Raw genomic sequence first — 19,155 nt, forward strand, 5'->3', positions numbered from 1 at the left:
TAAAAGTAATTTTTTATTAACTGCTAAGTTATTTAGCTTCAACAATGGTTAACTCATCATATTTTAAAACATAAACAGACTCATTATAATAACCTCCAAAAAGTTTTTTTCCGTAACGGAATTTATTCTCAATATATTCTGTTTCTACATCTTTACCTGAAGCTTTATATAAATCTTCTTCTGAAGCCAATCGTAAAATCACATCTAGAGTTAAATCAAAACCACGAACAGCATATTTACTTGGTGGCACTCCATATTCTTTTTCATAAGCTTTAACAAAGCTATTTTTATTGGCTGTACTAAAGACTTTGTTTACTGATGGATAATGTAATTGTAAATTAGATAAGTGATAATTAGAAATATCTTTTCCGTTAAAGGCTTTATTTTTATCGGTTGTCATTAAAATGATCGTCTTATTTTTATCCATCAAGCTATTTAATCTACTTGTAACGTTAGAAATAAATGCTTCACTTTCAGTTTCTAAAAACACAATATTTCTACCTGATTTTAAAACGTTAATAATATCGCGATCTAAAAGATAATTGGCATCTTTACCATCTTTATTTTTTCTTGAAAACAATTGTTTTGCCGAAGGGAATTCTGCTTTTAATCTTGTACTAATCGCTTTACTTTTTGTATCAGAAATAATGATAATTTGTTTTGGTAAACTATCTTGTTTTACATGATTAATCATTGCAATTTCTAACAAATCGTTTGAAGGAATTGTTTGATACACATTTTCATATAAATGTTCTGGCATTGTAAAAGGTGAAAGCACTGGTACATCATCACTTTTTAATGTTGAAGCTACGCGCTCTAAATTAGCAGGCATTAACGGTCCAATAACGGCATTGTATTCCGAAAAGTCATTCTCATCTAATATTTTTGCAACTTGAGCAATTTGATCTCTGGTATCAAAAACTTTTAAATATGTAGAAATCCCTAATTGTTTTGCTGAATCTAAAGCCATTAAAGCTCCCACATGAAAATCTAAAGAAATAGATAATCTACTATCTGTTTTTATAATACGTTTGGCTGCATTTTCATCACTAGCATCAATACGATTTAAACGGTATGGCATCATCAACGCAATACGTTTTGCTTTTAAGTTGGTTAGATTATCTGTTAGGTTTACGTTTTCAACAGGTTCTATATTTGCAACTGCTACTGAAGTAATATCTAAAACATCTTCAGATGCTTTTGCTGTTTCTGCTGGTAATTTTAAAACCATTCCTAATTTTAATCCACCATCTTTTAATTCTGGATTAAGAGTTTCTAAAGTTTCTTTATCAACGTTTAGTTTTCGTTTTAAAGCCATATAACCTTCGCTTTTTAAAACGGTATAATAGCTATAATTGTCTTCAACTGCTTTTTCTTCTTTATTAGAAATATTAGGCATGTTAAGCACATCTCCTGGTTGTAACACAACGTTCATCTCAGGATTTAATGCTTCTAATTCTGGAACTGTAATTCCAAATTTATAAGCCACTCTCCATTTACCTTCTGTTGGTAATACAGTATATTTTTTAAGCGTATTATTTAAACTCACGTTTGAAACGATGGTTTTATAACGCGGAATTTTCAATTTATCACCTTTACGCAAGTTGTTAGCGTATAAAAAGGTGTTGTATTTTTTAATTTCATCGATTTCAACATTGTATTTTTTAGAAATACTGTACAATGTTTCTTTTCGTTTTGTTTTATGCGTTTTATAATCAATCACCTCTTTTGATTCTTCTACAAGAGGTTCATTTTTAACTTTAGAACTTGGTATAATTAATACCGTGTCTACATCCAATTTCTTTTTAGCATCAGGATTTAAAGCATAAATGTCTGAAACTGTTATTAAATAGCTTTTAGCAATAGTCTCAATTGTTTCACCTTGCTTTACTTTATGAGTTTTAAAATCTTGTGCGTTCATAAAAAAGCTACAAGACAGCATAATAACGATGGCTAATAAAAGATGTTTTTTCATTTATGGTTTTATTTCTATATTTCCTCGTAAGAGAAAAAATTAATTATATATTATTCTTAATGAGAGTGTTATATTATTTCGTAACACATCGCATTACATAAGAATAAAACTCCTCCTCGAGATGAACGAGGAGGAAGTTTTTATTTAAAATAATTCTGTATGTTACAGAATGTTATTCCCACTCTATAGTTGCTGGTGGTTTTGAGCTAATGTCGTACACTACTCTATTTACACCTTTCACTTTATTAATAATCTCATTTGATGTTTTTTGTAAAAACTCGTATGGTAAATTTACCCAATCTGCAGTCATACCATCGGTACTTTCTACAGCGCGTAGCGCCACACACTTTTCGTATGTACGCTCATCTCCCATAACACCAACACTATTAACAGGTAATAGTATTGCTCCTGCTTGCCATACTTTATCGTATAACCCCCAAGATTTAAGGTTGTTTATAAAAACAGCATCTACCTCTTGTAATATACGTACCTTTTCGGCAGTTAGATCTCCAAGAATACGAATTGCTAATCCTGGACCAGGAAAAGGGTGTCGTCCTAAGAGTTCTTTACTCATTCCAATTGAGGCTCCTACTCGTCTTACTTCATCTTTAAAAAGCATACGTAAAGGTTCAACAATTTGTAATTTCATGTAGTCTGGCAAACCTCCTACATTATGGTGACTTTTAATAGTTGCACTTGGTCCTCCTGTTGCCGAAACACTTTCAATAACATCTGGATAAATTGTGCCTTGAGCTAACCATTTCACATCTTGAATTAAATGTGACTCGTCATCAAAAACTTCAATAAATACACGACCAATAGCTTTACGTTTAAGTTCTGGGTCGCTTAGATCTTTAAGAGCATCCAAAAAGCGTGCCGAAGCATCAACACCTTTTACATTTAAGCCCATACCTTCGTATTGTTTTAAAACTTCAACGTATTCGTTTTTACGTAATAAACCGTTGTTTACAAAAATACAGTATAAGTTTTCTCCTATGGCTTTATGCAGTAACATTGCTGCTACAGATGAATCTACTCCTCCCGAAAGTCCTAAAACAACTTTATCATTACCTAGTTTTGCTTTTAAGCCATCAACAGTTTCTTCCACAAAAGATTGTGGTGTCCAGTCTTGAGCTACGCCTGCGATGTTTACTAAAAAGTTTTCTAATAATTGTTTTCCGTCTGTAGAATGGTATACTTCTGGATGAAATTGAATTGCATAAGTTTGTTCGCCTTCAATTTTATAAGCTGCATTTTTAACATCGTGTGTACTTGCTAAAAGCACTCCGTTTGTTGGTAAATCTTTAATGGTGTCACTATGACTCATCCAAACTTGGCTTCCTTCAGAAATATTATTGAAAAAAGCATCGTCTTTTACGTAAGTTAAGTTGGCTCTACCATATTCTCTTGTATTTGAAGGTGCGACTTCTCCTCCCGAAAAATGTGCCAAATATTGCGCGCCATAACACACTGCTAAAAGTGGTTTTTTTCCGCGAATTTGAGACAAGTCTGGGTGAGGTGCATCTTCTCCTCTTACAGAGAACGGACTACCTGAAAGCACTACGGCTTTAAACTCGTTTACAGTTGATGGAATTTTGTTAAATGGGTGAATTTCGCAGTAGATGTTGAGTTCCCTAACTCGACGTGCAATAAGTTGCGTGTACTGCGATCCGAAATCTAAAATAAGTATCTTGTTGTGTTGCATGCACAAAAGTAATATTTAATACGAAAATTCAATATGTAAATCCTGAAAAATTACACCATAGTGTCTAAAATATCTTGAATATCTTTTTCTGTAGTGTCTGGATTTATAAAACAGAACCTAGATACGGTTTCATAACCCGTAGAAGTTTTCCATTTTGTAGGCGTTACCAAAGCAAAACCTGCTTTATGATTATCGTAAGTCCAATTTACATAATCATCTGGTGTCCAATTTTTTCTTCGGAATAAAACACATGATAAAGCCGGTTCTCTTACCAATTCTAAATCTGGATGTGCTTCAATTAAACGACCTGCGGTTTGCGCCAATTCTAATCCGCACTCTACAGCGTCTTTATATCTATCCGTTCCGTGCATTGCTAATGAAAACCATAAAGGTAATCCTCTTACACGTCTTGTTAATTGAATTTGATAATCTGAAGGGTTAAATCCGTGGCTGCCTTCATTTTTAAAAATATCTAAATAAGAACCTTGTTGCGAATGGGCATTTTTAGCTAATTCTGGTTCTTTATATAATATGGCCCCACAATCGTAAGGTGAAAACATCCATTTATGCGGATCAATAGTTACACTGTCTGCTTTTTCAATACCATTAAATAAATGTCTTACAGAATCAGCAACCAAAGCACCTCCTCCATAAGCCGCATCTACATGAAACCATAAATTATTGGCTTTACAAATATTTGCAACATCATCTAAATCGTCAATAATACCGGCATTAGTTGTTCCTCCAGTAGCTACAACTGCAAATAAACGGTGACGCTGGTGTGCGGTTAAGTTATCAATTGTTTCTTGTAAAGCTTCTCCTGTTAATTTTTCTTCACTATCAACTAATAGTAAATCAACATCAATAACTTTTGCCATGGCTTTAATTGATGAATGCGCACCAATAGACGTGATAATTAATCCTTTTTCATTCTTAAATTCATCATTTTCTCTCCAATGTTCTCTAGCGGTTACCATCGCCGATAAGTTAGCGGCAGTTCCTCCACTTGTAAACACGCCAAAAGAACCTTCTGGCATTCCGGTTAAGGAAACAATCCATTTCATAGCTTCATTTTCACAGTAAATTCCACCAGCACCTTCCATCCAGTATGCTCCGTGAATACTTGATGCCGAGGTTACCAAATCAAAAACTACTGCCGCACGTGTTGGTGCTGCCGGTACAAAAGCTAAATGTCTTGGATGATCTATTGGCACTGTAGATTTTACTAAAACGTCTTTCCATAAATGAAACGCATTTTCACCTCCAATTCCTTTAGGTGTTATAGTTTCGCCAACAAGTGCTTTTAGTTCTTCTTCACTTTTTGGCACACCCAATTCTGGATCTACTTTTGTGATTCGGTTAATTGCATATTTCATGACATCTAATGTCATTTCTACTAAACCAATATCAAGTTTGTGCATTCTGAATTATAATTTTATGATTAAAAATTCGCCTTGTAGCGGATTTAATTGTGTTTTTAATTTCTGAATTAGCGTGTCGCCAAATTCCATGTATACTTCCGAGAAATTGGCATTACGTTCTTGTAAACTTTGTCCTGGAAATAATTCGTTTTGTAAAAACACGGCGCGATCTAAAACATCTTTAAGATTGCGTTTTTGTGCTTTTAACAAACGTTTTTCTAAGTTTTCTAAACCTTTTATTTGTTTTACTTCTTGTGCTGCAACCGCCCCTTTAAATGATTGATCTGTTTTTTCGGCCAATTCATAAAGTGCTTTAAACTGCTCTTGTAAATGTTTTTTTTGTATTGAAAAATCAATATCTATTTCTGATAAATCTTTAGTCATTTTAACTATTAATTTATTTTGCTTTAGGAATAAATCTTCAATAGATAAATTAAGTTTTTCTAACTTTTCAGATTGCTTTTCGGTCATTACAACTACCGAATTACGCAATAATAACATAGGAAAAGTGACGTTTTGAGTTTCAAAATTAGATTGTAGTTGAAACCAATACGCTAATTCTCCACCTCCACCGATGTAGCATAAATTTGGTAAAATAACCTCTTGAAACAACGGACGCATAATCACATTAGGACTAAAACGTTCTGGATGTTTTTGCAATTCGTTTAAAATTTCGGTTTCAGACCACGTAATTTTAGTATTATTGACTTGGTAAACACCATCATTTTCAACGAGACGCTCTCTAAGATTTTCAGTAATATAAAAGAGATTAATTTCTCTTGGGTTTACTTGAATTTTATATGCTTCATTAACGGCATCTAATTTTAAATTGGTTTCAGACACCTTTTTAAAAGCTGTTTTGTTCACCAATTCGTCCTTCATATAAGGCACAAATAATTGTTTTAAGGCGGCGTCATTTCCATCTAAAATAACAAGTCCGAAATCAGCAAACAATTCGTTTACCAAATAGCGCATGGCTTCGGCTAAATTTTGATGTTTTAAATAGGCATTTTTGAATAAGTTTTTTAGGGTTTCGGCATTTTTACTGGTATTTAATTGATTTGAAAATACTGTAAAAACATCGTCTAAACCTTCTAAATCTAATTCACCAACAGCTCCAGATGCATCTCTATTCCATTGTACTTTTTTTCCTTGGAAGTTAAAAAAGTTTATTTCTTCAAAATCGTGATCTTCTGTTGCCATCCAATAAATAGGTGCAAAATTATTTTGAGGATGTTCTGCTTTTAAAGTTTCGCAAAGATTGATGGTTGAGATAATTTTATATACAAAATATAAAGGTCCCGTAAACAGGTTTAATTGATGGCCTGTGGTTATTGTGAAGGTATTATTATCTGATAAATCGTCGATATTCTGGAGGGTTTTCCCCGAAATATCGACGTTTTTATATTGTGCTTTTAAGGCGTTAACTAATACCGCTCTCGATGCTGAAGGATAGCTATTTTGCTTTTCTTCTATTTGAGATTTAAAATTATCAAGTTTAGGAAACCTGTTATAAAACGGTTTTAACTGAGGTTGCTCTTCTAAATAATCGCAAATTAATGACGAAAAATAATTGGTTTTTTTAAACGGGATACAGTCTGTTGGCATAGGTTAACCTTTACATTTATATGAAAAGTAAAGATACAATTTATAGTCTTAAAATTAACTTAAAAAAACGTTGTAAAACCTACGTACTGTAAATTACTGATTACTCAGCAACAACTTCACCGTATAAATCAAAATCTTCTGCTTCAATAATATTTACAGTGGTATACTCTCCTGTTTTTAAGTATGTTTTTGAAGCATCAATACGCACTTCATTATCTACATCTGGAGAATCATATTCTGTACGCCCTACAAAGTAATTACCTTCTTTACGATCAATAATCACTTTTAGTGTTTGGCCTATTTTTGCTTGATTAAGTTCCCATGAGATTTGAGATTGAATTTCCATAATCTCATTAGCACGATTTTGTTTCACTTCTTGTGGCACATCATCTTCTAGGTTATAAGCATGTGTATTTTCTTCGTGAGAATATGTAAAACATCCTAAACGTTCAAAACGCATATCTTTAACCCATTGTTTTAAGGTTTGGTAATCTTCTTCTGTTTCTCCTGGATATCCAACAATAAGCGTAGTTCTTATTGTCATATCTGGTACTGCTTGTCTAAACTCTTTAAGTAGCTTAGTTGTTTTAGCTTGGGTAGTACCACGACGCATACTTTTAAGAATAGAATCGCTAATATGTTGTAACGGAATATCTAAATAGTTACAGATTTTTGGTTCTTTATTCATAATATCTAACACATCCATTGGAAATCCTGTTGGAAATGCATAATGCAAACGAATCCACTCAATACCTTCTACTTTTACAAGTGCTTCAAGTAGTTCGGCAAGGTTACGTTTTTTATAAATATCTAATCCGTAATACGTTAAATCTTGAGCAATTAAAATTAATTCTTTAACGCCATTTGCTGCTAATTTTTCAGCTTCAATCACCAAGTTTTCAATAGGTGTACTTTTGTGTTTTCCACGCATTAACGGGATGGCACAAAAACTACATGGTCTGTCGCAACCTTCGGCAATTTTTAAGTAGGCATAATTTTTAGGTGTTGTTGTTAAACGTTCACCAATTAATTCATGCTTATAATCTGCACCTAACGCTTTTAATAATCCTGGAAGTTCTGTGGTTCCAAAATACTGATCTACATTAGGAATTTCTTTCTGTAAATCTGGTTTATAACGTTCACTTAAACATCCTGTTACAAATACTTTATCAACTTCTCCTGCTTCTTTTTTCTGCATGAAATCCAAAATGGTATTCACACTTTCTTCTTTTGCATTATTGATAAAACCACAAGTGTTAATCACTACTACATTTCCTTCTTCTTCGTGTACAACATCTTTCCCACTGGCTTTAAGCTGTCCCATTAGCACTTCGCTATCGTAAACATTTTTGCTACAACCCAGAGTTACAACGTTGATTTTATTCTTTTTAAGTGATTTAGTTCTCATATCCAAAAATTCAGTGTGCAAAGATACAATCAAATTTTAAACCTATGATATATTTAAGCGTGTTTAATAAAACTCTTTCTTCTGAAACAGATTATTTTTCACCTTTTGTGATGTAATTGCAACTATAAGAAATATTTCAAACATTGTAATATTTTAACTTAGGATGAAAAATTGCTTATTAATTCTGATTAAATCATAAAAACTATTATAATTAACACATAAAAAAAGGACTAAAAAATGAATATTCTTTAGTCCTGAGTTATTTTGTGTGTGAGTTTTTATTTGAAAAACGAATCTACAAATTCAAATTTATTAAAAACTTGTAGGTCATCTATACCTTCACCAACACCTATATATTTTACTGGAATTTGAAATTGATCTGAAATACCAATTACAACACCACCTTTTGCGGTACCATCTAATTTTGTGACTGCTAAAGAAGTAACTTCGGTTGCAGCTGTAAATTGTTTAGCTTGTTCAAAAGCGTTTTGACCTGTACTTCCGTCTAAAACTAATAACACATCATGCGGCGAGTTATCAACCACTTTTTGCATTACGCGCTTCACTTTGGTAAGCTCATTCATTAAATTCACTTTGTTATGTAAACGTCCGGCAGTATCAATAATTACCACATCGGCATTTGTTGTAACTGCACTTTGCAAGGTATCAAATGCTACAGATGCAGGATCACTTCCCATTTCTTGACGAATCATTGGCACATCTACACGATCGGCCCACACTTGAAGCTGATCTATTGCAGCAGCTCTAAACGTATCTGCAGCTCCTAAAACAACGTTTAATCCTTGTTTTTTAAATTGAGAAGCTAACTTACCTATAGTTGTTGTTTTTCCAACACCATTAACACCAACCACCATAATTACATGTGGTTTGTGAGTTTTTGGGATTGAAAACTCAGTGTCATTACCATTATCAATTTCAGATAATAAGCCTGCAATTTCCTGTCTTAGTATTTTATTAAGTTCAGAAGTCCCTAAGTATTTATCTTCAGCAACTCGTTTTTCAATACGTTTAATAATTTTAAGCGTTGTTTCAACACCAACATCGCTTGTTACAAGAATTTCTTCAAGGTTATCTAAAACCTCGTCATCCACTTTAGATTTTCCGGCAACGGCTTTATTTAATTTTGAAAAGAAAGACGTTTTAGATTTCTCTAAACCTTTGTCTAAAGTTTCTTTTTTCTCTGAAGAAAATATTTTTTTAAAAAAACTCATACTTACTTATTGTTAGTGTTTACAATTTACACTTGTCATAAAATGATGTGTATATGTTATTGACGTATTACAATTTTCTTGCCTAAGTTTATTTACTGCTATAATGTCAGAAAACAAAAAAGGGTCTACAATTTATAAATGCAAAGATAAACAAATACACTAATAAAAATGAGATGTAAACTGTGTTGCTAAACACACGGAACAAAACCTTATAAACTAAAAAAACTGCTTTCATTTAAAATGAAAGCAGTTATATTAAATTAAAACAATTTAATTTATTTCTTTTTCAAAAAGTCACCAACAAATTCTGGAGCCATTACTGATTCCACAAACATGTAAGCACCAGTTTTAGGTGATTTCACCATTTTGATAGCTTTAGTTAATCTTTTTGATCCCGTTTGTAACGACGCTACTGATTTCTTTGCCATGTTTTCTTATTATTTAATTTCTTTATGTACAGTCATACGCTTCAAGATTGGATTAAATTTCTTAATCTCCATTCTATCTGGTGTATTCTTTTTGTTCTTTGTTGTAATGTAACGAGAAGTTCCTGGTTTTCCAGACTCCTTATGTTCAGTACACTCTAATATTACTTGTATTCTATTACCTCTCTTTGCCATTGTACGTATCTTTTAACGCGTCGCGCTATTATTTTAAAAACCCTTTAGACTTAGCTTCTTTAATTGCAGCTGCAATACCTATTTTGTTGATAGTTTTCAACGCAGAAGTAGAAACTTTTAAAGTTACCCATTTATCTTCTTCAGGAATATAAAAACGTTTCTTGATTAAATTTGCATCAAATTTACGCTTTGTTTTATTCATAGCGTGAGATACGTTGTTTCCAACCATCGCTTTTTTTCCAGTAAGTTCACAAACTCTTGACATTCTTTCTAACTTTAATTTATGTTATTTCTAAACAGGGGGCAAATTTAATATTTTTTTACAATACCTCCAAACTAAAATTGCTACTTTTTTGAAATTTCTTTTTGAATCATCTCAAAAGCCTTATTAACAGCCTTTTGCACCACCCTTTCTCGATGGTTACCAAAATTAAATTTTTCGGAAAGCACATGATTTTTAGTTGCAATTGCAATAAAAACCGTTCCGATTTCTTCATTTGAGTCCCCTTTAGTTGGTCCTGCATTACCTGTTGCGGCTATAGCATAATCTGAATTAAAAAGCCCTAATACTGATGTTGCCATCGCTTCGGCAACTTCTGCGCTCACTACAGAATGCTCTTCTATAATTTGCTTAGGTATTTTTAATACAGCTATTTTAGAGTCTGTAGTGTAACTTACAATGCTTCCTTTAAAATATTTGGATGCACCTGCATGTACTGTAAAACTTTCTCCTATTTTACCTCCTGTGCAACTTTCAGCAGTTGCGATTGTTTTGCCCATTTGGGCCAATTGTTTACCTATAATCGCTTCTATAGATATATCTTCTTCATACCCAACAAACACATCAGTGATTTGCGGTAAGAGCAGTTGTATTTGTTTATCCATCTCAGCATCTACAAGGGTTTTATCCATTGCTTTTGCTGATAATCTTAATCTTACTTTCCCAATATTAGGAAGGTAAGCTAACTTGATAAACGCCGGAAGGTTATCCTCCCAGTCCTCGATACGTTCGGCTAAATTACTTTCGCCAATACCGTATGTGAGTATTGTTTTATGAGCAATATATGGAAATTTATATGCTGCTCTTAATCTTGGTATCACTTCATTATCAATAAGTCCTTTCATTTCAAAAGGAACTCCTGGTAAAGACACAAATATCTTCCCGTTTTTCTCCATCCACATTCCCGGAGCGCTACCAAGCATATTCATTAACACTGTTGCTTTTGATGGCACTAATGCCTGATCAATATTAACTTGTGTTAACGGCTTCTTAATATAATTCTGCCAAAGATACTTTATATTTTGAAGAACTCCATCATTTTGCACCAAAGTATCGTTAAAATATGTTGCGATTGTTTTTTTTGTGATATCATCTTTCGTTGGACCTAATCCTCCGGTAATGATAATAATGTCTGCATTTTCTTCGGCTTCCTTTAAGGATTTCAGAATATGTTGCTGATCATCTTGCACTGAGGTAATTTGATATACTGAAACGCCTATTTTATTAAGTGCCTTACTTATAAAAGCAGAATTAGTATCTACAATTTGACCTATGAGAATTTCATCTCCAATCGTTATTATTTCGGCTTGCATTACAAATTAAAATCAGTTATTATTTCTTCAGTTGCATTTTGCACAGCGTTTAAAACAAGGTTTAACTGATCTGTAATATCTACATCTTTTTTTTCAAGTTTCCCCCAATCTTGCACCTCAATTAAATCACTTAACACGCCCAACTCAAACAAATCTATAGTTGGTTTCATTTTATGAGCAGCTTGATACGCTGAGTAATAATCTTGAGTACTCACCGCAATTTTTAATTTATTTGCATCTTCTGGCACTTCTTCAATAAAAGCTGCTGCCAAAGCCATAATAAAACTCTCATCATTATCAGCTAACTCTCTTACTCTAAATAATTTATAATGTTGTTCCATTTTTTATTTTACAGTTATAGAAAACATGGATTTCCCCTCTACAAAACCAGTTAACTTATCGTTATTAAATACTTTTCCAACACCTGACGGTGTTCCTGTGAATATGATATCTCCTATTTTTAATGTAAAATATTTTGATACATATTCAATAATTTCATCAATTTTCCAAAGCATATGACTTGTATTACCACTTTGCACTAATACGCCATTTTTTTCTAATGAAAAATTGATATCGTCAACATTTTCTATTTCAGATTTTTCAATCCAATCTCCTATTACTGCGGCTCCATCAAAAGCTTTTGCTTTTTCCCAAGGTAAACCTTTGGCTTTTAACTGAGCTTGTAAATCACGCGCAGTAAAATCGATACCTAAACCAATATGATCATAATACTTATGTGCAAATTTCTTACTAATATGTTTTCCTACTTTGTTAATTTTCACCAAAACTTCCACTTCATGATGTACATCATCTGAGAAATCCGGAATAAAGAAAGGTTGCTTTTTTAGTAAAATTGACGTGTCTGGTTTTAAAAACACCACAGGATCTGTAGGTTTTTCATTTTCCAATTCTTTTATATGGTCTGTATAATTACGTCCAATACAAATAAGTTTCATGCTTAATTATGTTTAGTATTATACTTATATTTTATTATTGAATGTTCTTAATTTTATTGCCGTAAGTACTTTTTTAGTATACAAAGGAAAATCGGCATTAAGCAACCAACCAAAATAACCTGGTTCTTTATTTAAAACATCAACAACTCGTTTCCCTTTATGTTTTCCAAAAGAAAAACATTCTTCTCCTTCTTCATTATAATTGATAAATCCTGCAAAATCAGCAAACTTTTTATGCGTACTGAATTCAGCTAAAAATTTAATATCATTCTCTAGCTCTTCATATTTTTCTACTTGTGCCTTAAACACCTCATAAGTTGCAACAGTATCGGCCTCTGCACTATGCGCATTGGTTAAATCTTTTCCGCAGTAAAATTTATATGCTGCCGAAAGCGTACGTTGTTCCATTTTATGATAAATGGTTTGCACATCAACTGCTACACGGTTTTTCATATCAAAATCTACCTCAGCTCTTAGCATTTCTTCTGCTAATAAAGGAATATCAAATCGGTTTGAGTTAAAACCTCCTAAATCTGAATCTTTAATCACATTGTAAATCTCTTTTGCTAATTCGGCAAATGTTGGTTTTCCTACAACATCTTTATCCCAAATCCCATGTATTTCTGAAACTACAGGAGGAATAGGCATTTCTGGATTTACCACCCAAGTATTGCGTTCTTCTTTTCCGTTTGGATAAACTTTAAGTATTGAGATTTCAACAATTCTATCTTTTGAAATATTAATACCTGTCGTTTCTAAATCGAAAAAACAAATTGGTTTTAAAAGGTTAAGCGTCATTCGTGTATTTTTTTACAAAGATAATGAGTTTAAACAAAAAAAGCATTCTATAATAAGACAAACCTTAGTATTTAAACGGAACCCTTAAATGAACTAACAACAAAGTTCTTAGGGGTTTAAAATAGTTTTGTACATTGCATACATATATTTTTTAAAATTTTAAACATGAAAAACATCTTATGCCTTTTTATTTTAACACTCTTACCTAGTTGTAATGCCTATAAAATAGAAGAAACAAGAGCTAGTCATGTTGCCCGAACATTAGATTTTACCGTTACAAAACCTGCAGATTGGAGAGCTTTTAGAGATCATTATTATGTAAGCTATACGCCTAACGTTTATGGGGATCGTTTGTTTGAAAGTACTGTTTCTATTCAAAAATTAGATAATGAAGAATCACATTCTAGTTTAAAAGAATTTGTAGATTACACAATTAACAAATACGTATCAAAAACCCAAACATCTAATCTGTTTAGTACAACCACCAACCATCTTGGTACGGTGTACATTAATATAACAGATTCTTTTTGGAGAGATAATCTTTGGAAAAGTTATCGTATGTATTTTGAACATAATGGCGAATATTACGTGTTTTACTTCTCGTCTTTCAACTATTTGTATTTTAAAAATTTTGATAATGCCATGTCTATATTAGAAAGTATTACTTTTAAAGAAACATCTTAAAGCATATAACACAAAAAAGCACAATCTTAACGATTGTGCTTTTTTTTATATTAAAATATTGTTTGCTATTAAATCTCTCTGTTTGTATCCCAAGCTTCAAGATAGTCTTTTACAGCTTTTACAAACTGACCTCCTAAAGCACCATTAACTACACGGTGATCATAAGAATGAGATAAGAACATTCTGTAACGGATTCCAATAAAATCTCCTTCTGGAGTTTCAACAACTGCAGGTACTTTTCGGATAGCTCCAAGCGCTAAAATTCCTACTTGTGGTTGATTAATAATTGGTGTTCCCATAATACTTCCAAAAGTCCCTACGTTAGTTACGGTGTAAGTTCCTCCTTGTATATCGTCTGGTTTTAGTTTATTTTCTCTTGCTCTTTTAGCTAAGTCATTTACTTTTTTAGTAATGCCAACTAAGTTAAGCTGATCTGCATCTTTAATTACAGGAACAATTAAGTTTCCATCAGGTAAAGCTGCTGCCATACCTAAATTAATATGCTTCTTTTTTATAATTTTATCACCTTGCAATGCAATATTCATCATTGGGAAATCGCGTAAACATTTTGCGATAGCTTCCATAAATATTGGTGTAAACGTTAAGTTTTCACCTTCACGTTTTGCAAAATCATTTTTCACTTTCTTTCTCCAGTTCCAGATGTTTGTAACATCGGCTTCAATAAAACTTTGTACGTGAGCAGAGGTTTTTATCGATTCCATCATGTGATGAGAAACTAATTTACCCATACGACTCATTTCAATAATTTCATCTTCACCACTCACCACTACAGGAGCAGGAGCTGCTTTTTTAACATTATTAACAGGTGTTGCTGCTTTTGGAGCTGCTACGGGTTGAGCACTTCTGTTTTCAACATAACCAAGAATATCTTTTTTAGTAACACGACCTTCTTTTCCTGTTCCAACAATTGCATCTAATTCTGTTTGTGCAATCCCTTCTTCTTTAGCTATATTTTTAACTAAAGGTGAATAAAAACGATCTTCAGATGATTCTACAGCTGCTGTAGTTTCTTTAGCAACCTCAACGGCTTTTGCTGCCTCTGCAACTCCAGGAGTTACTTGAGCTGTTTCAGTTTTTGCTGCCACAACGTTTACAGTTGCTCCACCTTCGGTTTCAATCACTGCAATAGTTTGTCCTACTTGCACAACATCGTCAACTTCAAATAGTTTTTCAACTAAAATACCGTCTACTTCACTAGGTACTTCACTATCTACCTTATCTGTCGCAATTTCAAATACTGCTTCATCGGCTTCAATAGTGTCACCTACTTCTTTTAACCAAGATGTTATTGTTGCTTCAGCTACGCTTTCTCCCATTTTAGGAAGGGTTAGTTCAAATTTTGCCATATCTCTAACGAAAATGTGTTTTTTGGGTTTACGATTGCAAAATTAATAAAAAAACGCTTATTTTAATGTATTAAGTACATTTAATTATTGTTAAATAAAATAATTTCCCCTCTATTTTCGGAGCTATTACTACCAATAATAAAAGTGGCGTTTTTAGGTAAAATCTTAAATTTTACTGTTTTATTAATTTTTAACTCTGAAATATAATCGATAATCGCTTTATAAGTAAGCAGATTTGCATCGAAGATAATTTCGGTATTACTCTTAACTTCTAATATTTTGGAAGTTACTGTTACTGGTTGATTTAAAACATTTTGTAATGGTTTTAAATTTTTATTTGATATTAAAAGATAGCGTTCAATATTATTTTTTAACACAGCAGGTTTTGATCTCGTAAGATATGCACCTCTAATTCCCAACCAAACTACGGTATTAAATATAATATGACTTTTAAAGTGTTTTTTATAAAATATTTGCATCGCGCCATAAAAGCGTTTGGCATATTTTACATCTTTTAAAGTGCTTTCTCCTTTATAATGAATGCACGTTACCTTACCATTATAGTAATTATCATAACCTGCTTTTAATATTTTGTAAGACAAATCTACATCTTCCCCATACATAAAATAGTCTTCATCAAAACCTCCAACTTCTTGGTAAACGGCTTTTTTAAGCAACATAAATGCGCCTACAAAAACGGGAGCTTTCCCTATACTATGTTCGTCTATTTCTGTGGTGTAATATAAATCTGGATTTCCTAATAACTTTTTTAAAGCCACTTTTGGCTTTGGAACATTACGTTTGCTTTCGGGTAAAAATTTTCCTGTTCCATCAATTAATCGGCAACCTACAATTCCTAAATTGTTAATGGTTTTTGAAAAATCTAATAGTGATGAAAATACGTTTTCTGGAACAACTGTATCTGGATTTAGTATACAAACATATTCTCCTTTTGCTTGATCTACACCTATATTATTTCCTTTTGAAAACCCTACATTATCTGTGTTTTTTATAAGTGTAATGTCAGGAAATAGATCTTCAACCATCTCACAACTTCCATCGGAAGATTGGTTATCTACTATGATAATTTCGGCATCTAAATTTTTTATAGCTTCCTGTACACTCTTCACACAGAGTTCTAAAAAATAACGCACGTTATAATTAAGGATGATGACTGATAGTTTCATTAAAATTATTGCATTAAGATTTTAACGAAAATTCAAACGGAATTCTATTTATAATACTGCGACCTAGAGTAATTTCATCGGCATATTCTAATTCGTTACCAACCGAAATTCCTCGAGCAATTGTAGATGTTATAATATTGTAATCCTGAATTTGTTTATAGATATAAAAGTTAGTAGTATCGCCTTCCATTGTGGTACCTAACGCAAATATAAGTTCTTTTATTTTACCTTCTTTTACTTTTTCTACCAGAGGTTCAATATTTAAATCGTTAGGTCCAATACCATCCATAGGAGAAATTTTACCCCCTAATACATGATACACCCCCCTAAAGGAGCTAGTATTTTCAATAGCCATAACATCTCTTATATCTTCAACAACACATACCATTTCAGATTTACGATGCGGATTTCCACAAATTTCACAAATCGCAGTATCACTAATATTATTACAACTTTCACAAAATTTAATATCATTTCTCATACCACTTAAAGCCTGAGATAATTGTAATGTTTGTGATTTTGGTTGTCTTAATAAATGTAATACCAAACGTAATGCCGTACGTTTACCTACTCCTGGCAACTGTGACATTTCGTTAACTGCGTTTTCTAATAATTTTGAAGAAAATTCCATGCCGCGAATTTACTATATTTTATGGATAATTTTTCATAATCAAAGTGCAATTATGCGCTATTGGATTTAGCCGTTTATAAAACTCTTATTTTTAACCATTCACTTTGGTGTAATTAGGGTTTAGGTTATGCCAAATTCATTTTAAATACTTAATATTGTTGTTATTTAATATCGAAAATCCCTATAACATGTCGTCGTTATCCATTATACTTCTTATCGCAGCTTATTTTGTTGTGCTTATTTTAATTTCTTATTTCACAGGAAAAGAAGATTCTAACGCCGCTTTTTTTAAAGCGAATAAATCGGCTCCTTGGTATGTTGTTGCTTTTGGAATGATTGGCGCATCCTTATCTGGAGTAACATTTATTTCTGTTCCTGGATGGATTGAAGCTTCAAACTTTAGCTATATGCAGGTGGTTTTAGGGTATACGCTAGGGTATTTAGTTATTGGAACCGTATTACTCCCATTATACTACAAACTTAATTTAACCTCAATTTACACCTATTTAGGAGAACGTTTTGGCGATTATTCATACAAAACAGGTGCGTCTTTCTTTTTAATATCAAGAGTGGTTGGAGCGAGTTTTAGGTTGTTTTTAGTGGCTAATGTCTTACAAATTATATTGTTTGATGACTTGGGGGTTCAGTTTTGGCAAACCGTAACTATTACAGTGTTACTAATTTGGCTGTACACATTTAAATCGGGAATTAAAACCATTGTTTGGACCGATACGCTACAAACACTATTTATGCTTATCGCGGTTGGAGTGACTATTTATTTTGTAAGTGATCAATTAGGTCTTACAGGGGGCAATGTATTGAGTTATGTTTTAGATAACGACCTCTCAAAAACCTTCTTTTTTGATGATATAAAATCGAGTGATTATTTCTGGAAACAATTTCTTTCAGGAGCTTTTATAGCCATTGTAATGACAGGTTTAGACCAAGATATGATGCAAAAAAACCTTACCTGTAAATCGCTAAAAGATGCACAAAAAAACATGTTTTGGTTTACAATCGTATTGGTTATTGTAAACTTTATATTTTTAAGTTTAGGACTTTTACTTACCATGTATGCTAAAGAACATGGGATTGACGCACATAAAGATGACCTCTTCCCTATTTTGGCTAAAAATTATTTAGGAACTGGTGTATTTATATTTTTCCTTCTAGGGTTAATTTCTGCAGCTTACAGTAGTGCAGATAGCGCATTAACATCACTAACAACTTCTTTTAGTATTGATATTTTAGATATTGAAAAAAAATACGACGCAAAAAAACAAGTAAACATTAGAAAACAAATTCACGTGGCGGTTTCTATTTTATTAATTTTAGTAATTGTAGCGTTTAAATATCTTATAAAAGATGAAAGTGTAATCTCTAAACTTTTTGTATTTGCAGGATATACTTATGGTCCTCTTTTAGGTCTTTATGCTTTTGGACTGTTCACAAAATGGCAAGTGAGAGATAAAATTGTGCCAATAATAGCAATCCTATCCCCTATTCTATCTTACATTATAAGTGTAAATAGTTTAGCTTGGTTTGGTTTTGAATTTGGTTTTTTTATCTTAATCCTTAACGGATGTATCACCTTTTTAGGTTTAGTATTGATTCGTAGACAACAAAACTAAAGTACAAGCAACCTCGTAAGCAATGCCATTTTCGTTTAGCAATTTGTAAAACGCTTCATTTTCGGTACCTGGGTTAAAAATAACACGTTGCGGCTCTAAACTTATTACATAATTGTAATAGGCTTCTTGGCGTTTTGGATTTAAGTATAATGTAACCGTATTAATATCTTTATACGCTTTTAATTCTGTATCAATTTCTATACCCGAAACCACACCTTTTCGTAATCCGAATGCTACTACAGGATGTTCAAAACTAACAAGTTTAGTGACAGCGATGTTAGAATAGCGATCGGTTTTTAATGAGGCTCCTAGAACTAATGTTTTCTTTTTCATGTGTTA

At 32.4% G+C, this 19,155-nt stretch carries 19 protein-coding genes; 2 read left to right on the forward strand and 17 right to left on the reverse strand.

The features are described from left to right. Positions 1 to 28: 28 nt before the first annotated feature. From ACU4C5_RS01480 to ACU4C5_RS01540, 13 genes are all read right to left on the reverse strand, one after another. On the reverse strand, positions 29 to 1,975 hold the full coding sequence (locus tag ACU4C5_RS01480) for a PBP1 and LysM peptidoglycan-binding domain-containing protein (protein ID WP_446845289.1): 1,947 nt from the start codon (positions 1,973 to 1,975) through the stop codon (positions 29 to 31). 172 nt (positions 1,976 to 2,147) lie between these two features. Next, entirely contained in the window at positions 2,148 to 3,680 is a 1,533-nt protein-coding gene (gene guaA, locus ACU4C5_RS01485; RefSeq protein WP_446845291.1) for a glutamine-hydrolyzing GMP synthase, read from the reverse strand. 50 nt (positions 3,681 to 3,730) lie between these two features. Beyond that, positions 3,731 to 5,101 carry a pyridoxal phosphate-dependent decarboxylase family protein gene (locus ACU4C5_RS01490; RefSeq protein ID WP_446845292.1) on the reverse strand — a complete coding sequence of 457 codons (1,371 nt, stop codon included), beginning with the start codon at positions 5,099 to 5,101 and terminating at the stop codon, positions 3,731 to 3,733. Between the two features lie 6 nt (positions 5,102 to 5,107). Further along, the gene (gene bshC / locus ACU4C5_RS01495) at positions 5,108 to 6,709 is read right to left on the reverse strand and encodes a bacillithiol biosynthesis cysteine-adding enzyme BshC (RefSeq protein ID WP_446845293.1); all 1,602 of its coding nucleotides are present in this window, start codon (positions 6,707 to 6,709) and stop codon (positions 5,108 to 5,110) included. Positions 6,710 to 6,809: 100 nt separating this feature from the next. After that, on the reverse strand, positions 6,810 to 8,117 hold the full coding sequence (rimO, locus tag ACU4C5_RS01500) for a 30S ribosomal protein S12 methylthiotransferase RimO (RefSeq protein ID WP_446845294.1): 1,308 nt from the start codon (positions 8,115 to 8,117) through the stop codon (positions 6,810 to 6,812). 278 nt (positions 8,118 to 8,395) lie between these two features. Then, complete coding sequence (gene ftsY, locus ACU4C5_RS01505; RefSeq protein ID WP_446845296.1) at positions 8,396 to 9,349, reverse strand: signal recognition particle-docking protein FtsY; 954 nt, start codon at positions 9,347 to 9,349, stop codon at positions 8,396 to 8,398. A 275-nt stretch (positions 9,350 to 9,624) separates the two neighbouring features. Continuing rightward, the gene (locus ACU4C5_RS01510; RefSeq protein ID WP_415189962.1) at positions 9,625 to 9,777 is read right to left on the reverse strand and encodes a DUF4295 domain-containing protein; all 153 of its coding nucleotides are present in this window, start codon (positions 9,775 to 9,777) and stop codon (positions 9,625 to 9,627) included. Between the two features lie 9 nt (positions 9,778 to 9,786). After that, a complete protein-coding gene (gene rpmG, locus ACU4C5_RS01515; RefSeq protein ID WP_144116497.1) occupies positions 9,787 to 9,969 on the reverse strand; it encodes a 50S ribosomal protein L33 in 183 nt (60 codons plus the stop codon). Between the two features lie 28 nt (positions 9,970 to 9,997). Beyond that, positions 9,998 to 10,234 carry a 50S ribosomal protein L28 gene (gene rpmB / locus ACU4C5_RS01520; RefSeq protein WP_129016605.1) on the reverse strand — a complete coding sequence of 79 codons (237 nt, stop codon included), beginning with the start codon at positions 10,232 to 10,234 and terminating at the stop codon, positions 9,998 to 10,000. A gap of 80 nt (positions 10,235 to 10,314) precedes the next feature. Further along, positions 10,315 to 11,562, reverse strand: a complete 1,248-nt coding sequence (locus ACU4C5_RS01525; RefSeq protein WP_446845297.1) for a competence/damage-inducible protein A — start codon at positions 11,560 to 11,562, stop codon at positions 10,315 to 10,317. Continuing rightward, positions 11,562 to 11,903, reverse strand: a complete 342-nt coding sequence (locus tag ACU4C5_RS01530; protein WP_446845298.1) for an Hpt domain-containing protein — start codon at positions 11,901 to 11,903, stop codon at positions 11,562 to 11,564. Before ACU4C5_RS01530 ends, ACU4C5_RS01525 begins: the two co-directional genes overlap by 1 nt. Before the next feature lie 3 nt (positions 11,904 to 11,906). Beyond that, on the reverse strand, positions 11,907 to 12,518 hold the full coding sequence (locus ACU4C5_RS01535) for a fumarylacetoacetate hydrolase family protein (RefSeq protein WP_446845299.1): 612 nt from the start codon (positions 12,516 to 12,518) through the stop codon (positions 11,907 to 11,909). Between the two features lie 24 nt (positions 12,519 to 12,542). Next, the gene (locus ACU4C5_RS01540) at positions 12,543 to 13,316 is read right to left on the reverse strand and encodes a 3'-5' exonuclease (RefSeq protein ID WP_446845300.1); all 774 of its coding nucleotides are present in this window, start codon (positions 13,314 to 13,316) and stop codon (positions 12,543 to 12,545) included. A gap of 165 nt (positions 13,317 to 13,481) precedes the next feature. Here ACU4C5_RS01540 and ACU4C5_RS01545 point away from each other — a divergent pair, with 165 nt between their 5' ends. Further along, positions 13,482 to 14,000, forward strand: a complete 519-nt coding sequence (locus ACU4C5_RS01545) for a hypothetical protein (RefSeq protein ID WP_446845301.1) — start codon at positions 13,482 to 13,484, stop codon at positions 13,998 to 14,000. A 68-nt stretch (positions 14,001 to 14,068) separates the two neighbouring features. Here the strand turns inward: ACU4C5_RS01545 and ACU4C5_RS01550 are convergent, their stop codons facing one another. From ACU4C5_RS01550 to recR, 3 genes are all read right to left on the reverse strand, one after another. Then, the gene (locus tag ACU4C5_RS01550) at positions 14,069 to 15,367 is read right to left on the reverse strand and encodes a dihydrolipoamide acetyltransferase family protein (protein ID WP_446845302.1); all 1,299 of its coding nucleotides are present in this window, start codon (positions 15,365 to 15,367) and stop codon (positions 14,069 to 14,071) included. An 80-nt stretch (positions 15,368 to 15,447) separates the two neighbouring features. Next, the gene (locus tag ACU4C5_RS01555; RefSeq protein ID WP_446845303.1) at positions 15,448 to 16,554 is read right to left on the reverse strand and encodes a glycosyltransferase family 2 protein; all 1,107 of its coding nucleotides are present in this window, start codon (positions 16,552 to 16,554) and stop codon (positions 15,448 to 15,450) included. Positions 16,555 to 16,567: 13 nt separating this feature from the next. Continuing rightward, positions 16,568 to 17,185: a recombination mediator RecR gene (gene recR, locus ACU4C5_RS01560; RefSeq protein WP_446845304.1), complete on the reverse strand. Its 618-nt coding sequence runs from the start codon at positions 17,183 to 17,185 to the stop codon at positions 16,568 to 16,570. Between the two features lie 188 nt (positions 17,186 to 17,373). On the opposite strand from recR, the gene ACU4C5_RS01565 reads away from it, so the two are divergent. After that, positions 17,374 to 18,816: a sodium:solute symporter gene (locus tag ACU4C5_RS01565; protein ID WP_446845305.1), complete on the forward strand. Its 1,443-nt coding sequence runs from the start codon at positions 17,374 to 17,376 to the stop codon at positions 18,814 to 18,816. On the opposite strand, the gene ACU4C5_RS01570 is transcribed toward ACU4C5_RS01565, so the two are convergent. Beyond that, positions 18,787 to 19,149 (reverse strand): CoA-binding protein, encoded by a 363-nt coding sequence (locus ACU4C5_RS01570; RefSeq protein ID WP_446845306.1) that lies wholly within the window; start codon positions 19,147 to 19,149, stop codon positions 18,787 to 18,789. The two genes, ACU4C5_RS01565 and ACU4C5_RS01570, sit on opposite strands and share 30 nt — an antisense overlap. Positions 19,150 to 19,155 lie beyond the last annotated feature (6 nt).

It is taken from the genome of Lacinutrix undariae (assembly GCF_052934785.1).

What these genes read in the sequence shown, in the direction of transcription:
- ACU4C5_RS01480 (WP_446845289.1), bottom strand. Translation starts at nt 1,975, where the DNA reads ATGAAAAAACATCTTTTATTAGCCATCGTTATTATGCTGTCTTGTAGC.
- guaA (WP_446845291.1), bottom strand. Translation starts at nt 3,680, where the DNA reads ATGCAACACAACAAGATACTTATTTTAGATTTCGGATCGCAGTACACG.
- ACU4C5_RS01490 (WP_446845292.1), bottom strand. Translation starts at nt 5,101, where the DNA reads ATGCACAAACTTGATATTGGTTTAGTAGAAATGACATTAGATGTCATG.
- bshC (WP_446845293.1), bottom strand. Translation starts at nt 6,709, where the DNA reads ATGCCAACAGACTGTATCCCGTTTAAAAAAACCAATTATTTTTCGTCA.
- rimO (WP_446845294.1), bottom strand. Translation starts at nt 8,117, where the DNA reads ATGAGAACTAAATCACTTAAAAAGAATAAAATCAACGTTGTAACTCTG.
- ftsY (WP_446845296.1), bottom strand. Translation starts at nt 9,349, where the DNA reads ATGAGTTTTTTTAAAAAAATATTTTCTTCAGAGAAAAAAGAAACTTTA.
- ACU4C5_RS01510 (WP_415189962.1), bottom strand. Translation starts at nt 9,777, where the DNA reads ATGGCAAAGAAATCAGTAGCGTCGTTACAAACGGGATCAAAAAGATTA.
- rpmG (WP_144116497.1), bottom strand. Translation starts at nt 9,969, where the DNA reads ATGGCAAAGAGAGGTAATAGAATACAAGTAATATTAGAGTGTACTGAA.
- rpmB (WP_129016605.1), bottom strand. Translation starts at nt 10,234, where the DNA reads ATGTCAAGAGTTTGTGAACTTACTGGAAAAAAAGCGATGGTTGGAAAC.
- ACU4C5_RS01525 (WP_446845297.1), bottom strand. Translation starts at nt 11,562, where the DNA reads ATGCAAGCCGAAATAATAACGATTGGAGATGAAATTCTCATAGGTCAA.
- ACU4C5_RS01530 (WP_446845298.1), bottom strand. Translation starts at nt 11,903, where the DNA reads ATGGAACAACATTATAAATTATTTAGAGTAAGAGAGTTAGCTGATAAT.
- ACU4C5_RS01535 (WP_446845299.1), bottom strand. Translation starts at nt 12,518, where the DNA reads ATGAAACTTATTTGTATTGGACGTAATTATACAGACCATATAAAAGAA.
- ACU4C5_RS01540 (WP_446845300.1), bottom strand. Translation starts at nt 13,316, where the DNA reads ATGACGCTTAACCTTTTAAAACCAATTTGTTTTTTCGATTTAGAAACG.
- ACU4C5_RS01545 (WP_446845301.1), top strand. Translation starts at nt 13,482, where the DNA reads ATGAAAAACATCTTATGCCTTTTTATTTTAACACTCTTACCTAGTTGT.
- ACU4C5_RS01550 (WP_446845302.1), bottom strand. Translation starts at nt 15,367, where the DNA reads ATGGCAAAATTTGAACTAACCCTTCCTAAAATGGGAGAAAGCGTAGCT.
- ACU4C5_RS01555 (WP_446845303.1), bottom strand. Translation starts at nt 16,554, where the DNA reads ATGAAACTATCAGTCATCATCCTTAATTATAACGTGCGTTATTTTTTA.
- recR (WP_446845304.1), bottom strand. Translation starts at nt 17,185, where the DNA reads ATGGAATTTTCTTCAAAATTATTAGAAAACGCAGTTAACGAAATGTCA.
- ACU4C5_RS01565 (WP_446845305.1), top strand. Translation starts at nt 17,374, where the DNA reads ATGTCGTCGTTATCCATTATACTTCTTATCGCAGCTTATTTTGTTGTG.
- ACU4C5_RS01570 (WP_446845306.1), bottom strand. Translation starts at nt 19,149, where the DNA reads ATGAAAAAGAAAACATTAGTTCTAGGAGCCTCATTAAAAACCGATCGC.